Origin of the sequence: Saccharopolyspora dendranthemae, from assembly GCF_007829955.1 — a bacterium.
Taxonomy (GTDB): Bacteria; Actinomycetota; Actinomycetes; order Mycobacteriales; family Pseudonocardiaceae; genus Saccharopolyspora; species Saccharopolyspora dendranthemae.
The window spans coordinates 277,269-285,651 of sequence record NZ_VIWX01000006.1; the positions used below are offsets into that span (position 1 = coordinate 277,269).

General features: G+C 70.8%; 6 protein-coding genes. 2 read left to right on the plus strand and 4 right to left on the minus strand.

Annotated features, from left to right (window positions below; translation table 11 throughout):
* Positions 1-3: 3 nt before the first annotated feature.
* A complete protein-coding gene (gene sucC / locus FHU35_RS25800; RefSeq protein ID WP_145744327.1) occupies positions 4-1,170 on the minus strand; it encodes an ADP-forming succinate--CoA ligase subunit beta in 1,167 nt (388 codons plus the stop codon).
* Positions 1,171-1,426: 256 nt separating this feature from the next.
* On the minus strand, positions 1,427-3,148 hold the full coding sequence (locus FHU35_RS25805; RefSeq protein ID WP_186459615.1) for a hypothetical protein: 1,722 nt from the start codon (positions 3,146-3,148) through the stop codon (positions 1,427-1,429).
* Between the two features lie 556 nt (positions 3,149-3,704).
* On the opposite strand from FHU35_RS25805, the gene FHU35_RS25810 reads away from it, so the two are divergent.
* On the plus strand, positions 3,705-4,478 hold the full coding sequence (locus tag FHU35_RS25810) for a M23 family metallopeptidase (RefSeq protein WP_145744329.1): 774 nt from the start codon (positions 3,705-3,707) through the stop codon (positions 4,476-4,478).
* Positions 4,479-4,633: 155 nt separating this feature from the next.
* Positions 4,634-6,259: a class I SAM-dependent methyltransferase gene (locus tag FHU35_RS30055; protein ID WP_246110578.1), complete on the plus strand. Its 1,626-nt coding sequence runs from the start codon at positions 4,634-4,636 to the stop codon at positions 6,257-6,259.
* A gap of 77 nt (positions 6,260-6,336) precedes the next feature.
* Here FHU35_RS30055 and FHU35_RS25820 read toward each other — a convergent pair whose 3' ends face one another.
* Positions 6,337-6,855 (minus strand): RNA polymerase sigma factor, encoded by a 519-nt coding sequence (locus FHU35_RS25820; RefSeq protein ID WP_145744331.1) that lies wholly within the window; start codon positions 6,853-6,855, stop codon positions 6,337-6,339.
* A 40-nt stretch (positions 6,856-6,895) separates the two neighbouring features.
* Positions 6,896-8,170 (minus strand): phthiocerol/phthiodiolone dimycocerosyl transferase family protein, encoded by a 1,275-nt coding sequence (locus FHU35_RS25825; protein WP_145744334.1) that lies wholly within the window; start codon positions 8,168-8,170, stop codon positions 6,896-6,898.
* Between the last annotated feature and the right edge of the window lie 213 nt (positions 8,171-8,383).

An 8,383-nucleotide genomic window follows, 5' to 3' on the forward strand; every position in this document is an offset into this window, starting at 1 on the left:
GCCTCACGCCCCCGCTGCGAGCTCGGCGGCCTTGTCGGCCGCACCGTCCATCGTGTCCACCACGGTGACGACCGGGTGGTTGGCCTCGGCCAGGATGCGGCGGCCCTCGTCGACGTTGTTGCCGTCGAGGCGGACGATCAGCGGCTTGGTGGCCTCGTCACCGAGGATCTCCAGCGCCTGCACGATGCCGTTGGCCACGGCGTCGCAGGCGGTGATTCCACCGAAGACGTTGACGAACACCGACTTGACGTCCGAGTCGCCCAGGATGACGTCCAGACCGGCGGCCATGACCTCGGCGGAGGCGCCACCGCCGATGTCGAGGAAGTTCGCCGGCTTGACGTTGCTGTGCTTCTCGCCGGCGTAGGCGACGACGTCCAGCGTGGACATGACCAGACCGGCACCGTTACCGATGATGCCGACCTCGCCGTCCAGCTTGACGTAGTTGAGGCCCTTGGCCTTGGCCTTCGCCTCGAGCGGGTTCTCCGCGTCCTTGTCCACCAGATCGGCCTGCTTGGCCTGGCGGAACGCGGCGTTCTCGTCGAGGGTGACCTTGCCGTCGAGGGCGATGACCTTGCCCTCGGGGTCCTTCACCAGCGGGTTGACCTCCACCAGAGTGGCGTCTTCAGCGACGAAGGTCTCCCACAGCTTGACGATCACGTCGGCGACCTGGTCGGCGACCTCGGCCGGGAACTTGGCGGCGGACACGATGTCCTTCGCCTTGTCCAGGTCGACGCCCTCGATCGGGTCGATCGCGATCCTCGCCAGAGCTTCTGGCTTGGTGGCCGCGACCTCTTCGATCTCCATGCCGCCCTCGACCGAGGCCATCGCGAGGAAGTTGCGATTCGCGCGGTCGAGGAGGAAGGAGAAGTAGTACTCCTCCGCGATGTCGGAGGCGGTCGTGACCAGCACCTTGTTGGTGATGTGGCCCTTGATGTCCAGACCGAGGATCTTCTCGGCCTTAGCCTGAGCCTCATCCGGGTTCTCGGCCAGCTTCACACCGCCGGCCTTGCCCCGGCCACCGGTCATGACCTGGGCCTTGATGACTACGGGCCCACCGAGTTCTTCGGCTGCTGCCTTGGCCCCTTGCGGGTCGGTCGCCACGGTGCCGGGCAGCGTCGGCACGTCGTGGGAGGCGAAGAGCTCCTTCGCCTGGTACTCGTACAGGTCCACGCGACTCTCCTGCGACGTCGGTGTCGGACTCGATGACGATATCGACCTGCGATGACGCATGGGGCGGCGCACCTGGTGAACTGCCTCACCTGAGGTAGGGCGTCAAGCCTGGATCGACCCGTCCAACGCGGGGAATCGCCTTCTGGTCAGGCGCGATATCTCCGTTCGCGTGACGAACGGAACAGGCGCCGTAACGGCGCTCGAGCCCATGTTCGGCCTCCGCGGCGCCGGCCACAAGACGGCCGGCCGGGTGAACTCAGGCGGTCCGTCCGGCTGTGGCGCGAGCGGCGAACGCCGTGCCGAGCAGCACCACGACGCACCCCAGCCCGAGCCACAGGCCGAGCCCGGGAGCGGATCCCGGCAGGCGCTCGGCGGTCAGCGGGTGTTCCAGCACCCGCACCGCCACCAGCAGCGCCGCCCCGCACAGCAGCGCGGCGGCCTGGCCGGGACGGCACATCGGGGCGAGCGCGGTCGCGCCGACGACCGCGGCGAGCGCCAGCACGAGCCCCCACGAGGTGGTGCCGAAGTCGGTGAACACGCCGGGCGCGCTGTAACCGGGCGCGGTCAGCACCGGCAGGCTGAACGCCCCGGCGCCGAGGACCAGCGCGACCAGCGACGGGGCGAGCACCGAGCGGCGCATCGCCATCTCGGTGAGGTCGACGTCGTCGCGCTCCACCGCTCCGGCGATCGCCGCGAGCACCGCCGCGACGGCGGCGAACAGCACCGACGCACCGGCGGCCCAGGCTCCGAGACCCGCTGCGGCACCGGCGGCCTGGACGGCGGTGAACACCGCGTCCAGCGATCCGGCCGCGGCCAGCGGAACCGCGGCCCACAGCACGGTCAGCACCGGGCGGAGCAGCAGCGCGAACTTCGGCAGCAGCATGCCGGCACCGGCCAGTCCCAGCAGGATCCCGGCGGGCAGCAGCAGCCGCGCCGGGTACTCCGAGGGGTCGCGGAGCCCATAGGGCATCGAGACGTGCGGGGTGAGCGCGGCGAGCACCGCGACCGCCCCGGCCAGCAGCGCGAACACCCCGGCGAGGGCGAGCAGCCGGGTCAGCGCGGGAAGCCGCAGGTCGTCGACGTCTTCGGAATTCTCGCCACGACCGGCCCGCAACCCGAGCAGCAGCAGGGCCGCGGTGGCCACCAGCCCGAGCAGCGGTCCCCAGGCGAAGGTCACCTCGTCGAGCACCAACACCGACACCAGCGGCGGCAGGACCGCCGCGAAGAGCGAGACGGCGACGCCCAGCAGTCCGCCGCGAGCGAAGTCCAGGTCGGTCGATCCGGCGAGCAGCCCGGCCGCGCAGGGGACGGCGACGGCCAGCAGGGCGCTGCCGATGAGGACCGGAAGCGGGCCGTCGAGCGCGGTTTCGGCGGGCAGGTAGGGGTCGTCGGAGGAGAACGGCGCCATGAGCACCGCGACCGCACCGAGGACACCGGCGCACAGGGCCGTGGTCAGCAGGCCCTGCCGCTGCGTTCCAGCGCCGGACTCGCGGGTGCCCCAGGCGGCGAGGACGCCCGCGACGAGCACGATCACGTGCCCGGCGGCCAGCAGCCACCAGCCGATCGCGGGTTCGAAGTTGAGCAGCGACGTGGCGCGGAGCAGCTCCGGGCGGGCCGCCATGCCGGCTTCCGTCGCGAACTGGACGTCCTGCGCGAGCCGGCCGGGTGCGAAGGCGGCCGGTCCGACGAGCACCGCGGCGGCGGCCACCGGCGTGCCGGTCCGCGCGAACGCAGCGGCCAGGGCCGGAGCGAGCAGCGCGAGCACCAGCAGCAGCGGCCAGGCCGGGTAGGCGGCGGCGACCGGCGGAGACGTCAGGCCGATCAGCGGTCCGAGACCGGTGAGCGCGGCACCGAGGAAGGCGAGGGCGATCGCGGTCCGCAGGCGGCCGGGGGTGCCCAGCGCCGGCTGCGGGTCCGCGGCTCCGGCGGGGGCCGCCGATGCAGACGAACCGGACGGAAGGTCATACCGCGCAGTCACACGCGCAGACGCTAGCAACCGGGTGAGGGTTTCTGGACAGCACCCGCAGTCGCGACGCGGGTTTCGGACGGTCCCGCACATCCGATCAGCGCCCGAACGGAGCATCTTCGACACGCCGACAAGACGCTCTTGAGGTGTGACTTGCGACACATATAGCCCACCCCGGGTGACCGGATCGGTTCCGAAATTCGGTCCCGCTGGGCCGTTCGGCATCACCGGTGGCGATCACGAACCCGCAGGTGGCTCCGCTGTGCGACGACCACGCGCAGTATTCGCGGAGGGACGGAGATCCGCCCTGCGCCGGACCTCTCGACCACGCGCGGTCGCCGACGCGTAACAGATCGGGATTTGCCCCTAGGGGATCAGCTTGGTTACTGTCCCCCGGTCCGTTGTCACGGTCTGATCACGAAGGACAACCTTCGGCCGGTTCCCCGACCGGCACCCGGAAATCCCCGTTCCCGGGCCCGCTGAGATCAGGCTCCCCGAGACGGAAGGGCAGGCATTGGCTCACCACCGCTCCCCCGGCGGCGTACGACCCGTTCCCGGCTATCCGGAGGTGTCCCCCGACGACTCCTCCAGCAAGCGGGATCGGAGCCGGGGTGCTTCAACAGCATCGGCCTGGCGCGGTCGCGTCGTCGTCGCCGCAGTAGCGGCGGGCGCATTCGCAGCAGCGGGCCAGTCGCTTGCAGCCGGCGAAGGCAGCGCCTCCGCCGACAACGACGACTTCAACCCCTCGGATGCCGCGGGTTCGTTCAACACCGCGATGGCCGGGGACTCCCCCGCTTACAACGGGATGGGCGGCAGCGCTCCCGCGCCCGCCATGCTTCCGGTCGCCAAGAGCTCCGACGTCAGCTCCGAGATGGAGAAGCTGACCAAGAGCGAGCGGATCACCGAGGCGCGCGAGGCGGCTCAGCGCGCCGCTGAGGAAGCCGCCAAGCAGCCGAAGTTCCACGTTCCCGCGGAGGGCAACTTCACCTCCGGGTTCGGCGGCCGCTGGGGCACCACCCACTACGGACTCGACATCGCCAACGCCAAGGGCACGCCGATCATGTCGGTCGCCGACGGCGTGGTGATCGAGGCCGGACCGGCGAGCGGCTTCGGCCTCTGGGTCCGGGTCCAGCACGAGGACGGCACCATCACCGTCTACGGCCACGTCAACACCATCACCGCCGACGAAGGCGACAAGGTCAAGGCGGGCGACCAGATCGCGACCATGGGAAACCGCGGCTTCTCCACCGGTACCCACCTCCACTTCGAGGTGTGGAACGCGGGCGGCAAGAAGATCAACCCGCTGCCGTGGATGCGCGAGCGGGGCATCTCCCCGACCTGATCACGAGCTTTGAAGTGGTGTGGGTGGGGAAGTTTTCATGAAAACTTCCCCACCCACACCACTTTCCCGAGGTTCGGCGACCATCCCGCGGTCGCCGAACCTTTTTTTACGCGCCGCTGACGCCCCTCCCGCCGGGATCCCAGTAGCGTTGCGCCGTGGCCGAACAGATCCGCTTGACCGGAGCGCAGCAGACGCTCCTCGGTCCTCTCCACGCACGCGCCCTCGACAGCCGCCGCGACGATCCGGTGCTCGGCGACCGAGCAGCCGACGAGCTGGTGGCACGCATCGACTTCGACTTCTCCCGCCTGCGACTCGATTCCGGCGACATGATGGCAGTGGTCCTGCGCGCCAAGGAGATCGACGACAGGGCGCGCGAGTTCCTCGCCGAACACCCGGACGCGGTCGTGCTGCACCTGGCGTGCGGCCTCGACTCCCGGCCGTTCCGCCTCGACCTGCCCGCGGAAGCGCAGTGGTTCGACGTGGACATGCCCGACGTCGTCGAGCTGCGCGACCGGCTGTACCCGCACGTTCGGGACAACCACCGCACGATCGCGTCCTCGGTGACCGAAACCGGGTGGCTGGACGAGATCCCGGCCGGGCGTCCCACGCTGGTCATCGCCGAAGGCCTCACGCCGTACCTCACCGAGCAGGACGGAGTCGCGCTTCTGCGGCGGCTGGTCGAGCGGTTCGGTCGCGGCGAGATGCTCTTCGACGTGGTCGCGCCGTGGACCGTCCGAGCGGCGAAGTACTCGGGTTTCCTCCGCAGCACCGGCGCCGGCTTCCACTGGGGAGTGCGCGATCCGCAGGACCTGGAGATCAAGGTCCCCGGCCTGCACCTGCGCAAGGCGGTCGCGGTCACGACGCTCCCCGGGGTCGCGAAGGTCGCGCCGCGCGAGCGGTTCATCGCGAAGGCGATGAACGCCGTCGCACCGCTGCGCGACGCGATGCGAGTGGTGCGCTTCGGTTTCGAGCGGGAGAAGCGGATCCCGATCGAGCTGACCGGGCCGGCCGCGACGATGCTCGCCACGCTGTACCTGCGCGCCCTGGACAACCGCTCGCCGGAACCGACGCTGCACGACCGGTGGGCTGACGACGCCGTGAGCCGCGTCGACTACGACTTCACCCGGTTCGGGATGCTCGCGCGCAACGCGCTCTCGGTGGCGATCCGTGCCAACGCCATCGATGACCAGGTCCGCGACGCGCTGCGCCCGGGCATGACCGTGCTGCACCTGGGTTGCGGCCTGGACAGCCGCTTCGAGCGGGTGAACCCGCCCGCGGACGTCCAGTGGTACGACGTGGACCAGCCCGAGGTCATCGCACTGCGCGAGCAGCTGTTCCCGTCGTCGAGCAACCGGCACACCGTCGGCCGCTCCGTCGCGGACCCGGACCTGCTGGACGGAATCCCCTCCGACCGGCCCGTTCTCGTGGTCGCCGAGGGCCTGACCATGTACCTGACGGAATCGGACGGCCTGTCGTTGCTGCGCCGGATCGTGGCGCACTTCCCCAGCGGTGAGGTGCTGTTCGACGCGTTCAACACGCCGAGCATCCACCTCAACAACGTCGCCAACCCCGCGGTGACGCGCTCGGGCTCCCGCCTGCACTGGGGCATCGACGACCCGAACGGCCTGGGAATCCCCGCCCTGCGGCTGGTCTCGGAGATCTCGTTCCTGGAGGCACCGGAACTGGCGAGCTACCCGCTGCCCGCCAGACTGGCCTTCCGCGCGGCCGCCAAGATCCCCACCTTCAACCGCCTGGGCCGCCTCCTGCGCTTCCGCTTCTGACCCCCGAGGCACGCCCTGAGCAGGGTTTTTCGAACTTCGCGCGACATTCGAACGCGCCGGCTGCGGAGGGCGGTGCGTCAGGCCGCTGAGGGGTACCAGGCCTCCTGGAAGCAGCGGCGGGCCCGGTGGAGGCGGGAGCGGACCGTGCCGAGGGGCAGGTGCAGGGTTTCGGCCATCTCCTCCTCGTTGAGGCCCCACGCCCGCAGGGTCAGCACCTCCCGGTGCGGTGTCGACAGCCGTTCCAGGACGTCGTTGATGTGCACCCGGTCGAGCGGGTTCGAGTCGTGGCGGGCTTCCACCGGCGAGTACGTCGTGCTGTCGTTGAGGCGCTTGACGGTGCGGACGGCCTCGCGGACCGTCACCGAGCGGACCCAGCCGAAGAACGCCGCGGGTTCGCGCAGCGTCCTCAAGCCCCGGTAGATCGCCAGCAGCGCCTCCTGCATCGCATCGGAGCTGTGGTGCGGGGCGACCGAGGTGCACACCCGGGCCACGTAGGGCGTGATGTGCATGAGCAGCTCGTTCATCGCCTGCGACTCGCCGGCTTGGGCGCGCGGCAGCAGTGCGAGGACGGGATTCGGTTCGTGCGCGGTCTTCATCTCGGAGGCTCGCTCCTCGGGGGAAACCGGTCGGGTGCGCTCAGGCGGGGAGCTCGTGCGGTGCGGACAGCGAGAGCAGCGCGGAGCGGAGGTCGTCGCGGAACGCGCGCATGAACTCCGCGCTGAAGCAGGCGGTGTGGTGCGGCAGCTCGACGGCCAGTCGCCCGCCGAAGGTCACGACGCACGCCATCAGCGGGCTGCGTCCGGCCTGCGGGAAGTAGTGCTCCCGGCCGGGCACGAGGCGCACGTCGGTCAGCTCCAGCCCGGCGGGCAAGCGGGGGCAGGGCACCGCACCCATGTTCGTCGCGATCACCGTGGCCATCTGCAGCGCGGGGTTGCGCGGGACCTCCGGTGTGATCCGCATGTCGTGGAAGTGCTCGCCGCGGGCGATCGCGGCGCGCAGGTGCGCGGTGAGTTCCCGGGCCATCGCAACGGGTTCCGGGTCCGCTGCGACCGGCAGCGCATGCAGGTGGGTGGCCACCGCGGCGACCATCTCGGTGGGCGGCACCGACGGGACGAGCCGGGAACGCAGGTCGACCGGCGACAGGCAGCCGAGCACGCGCGGGGCGTCGCCGCCGAAGCGGGCGCGCGCGACGGACAGCAGCGCCGCGCTGATCAGCCCGTGCGCCGAAATCCCCGCCGCGCGGGCGGAGTCGCGCAGGGCGGTGGTGCTCTCGGCGTCCAGCAGCAGCCTGCGGATCTCGATGCGGCCGCCGCTGCCCGGTCCGTCGTACGGGAGGAGTTCGACCGGGTTCCGCCGGGCCTCGGCCAGCCGCGAGCGCAGGTACTCGGCGGTGGCGGCCTCGTCGGCGGGCGGCAGCAGGCTGCTGATCGGGGCGGGCCAGCCGGGTTCGCGCGCGGGCGCGCGGGTCGGTTCGCCGTCGACGAGCGCGCGGTAGCGGTCCCAGACGGCGTTCTGCAGCGCGATCGCGCTGTGGCCGTCGATGACCGCGTGGTCGACCGAGATCACGAGGATGTGGCGCTGTTCCGCGGAATCCTCCGGGTCACTGGCCAGGGTCGCGCGCACCAGTGGGCCGCCGACCGGCAGCGGATCGTTGAGCTCGTCGTCGTGGGCGGCATCCACCCCGGTCCGCACGGTGAGCCGCGGCCGCTCCCGCGAACCGAGGAGTTCGAAGGCGTGGCCGGAACCGTCCGGCACGATCCGCGCGCGCAGCGTCGGGTGCTCGGCGATCACCTCGTCGAACGCACGCGCCAGCAGCGCCGCGTAGACGCGTCCGCGCACCGAGCAGGAGAGCACGGCTCTGCTGCGCTGGCCGACGTAGAGGGTTTCCACCGGGCACAGTGCGCGTCGCATCGCTACCGCCCTTTCCGGACGCCGTCGCCCCCGAAGGTTCCGGGAGAACGAACAACGTTCCTCAACACGCGCTTTCCCCGCACTTCGACCGAAATCCGGCAGGGCCGAAACCAGAAAAGTCGGGACACCGAGGAGAAATCAAGACACGGACCGAAGAAGCTAGGGATTTCCCCAGGTTCACGCTCGCACCGCAGCTCCGCGAAGCATGACGAA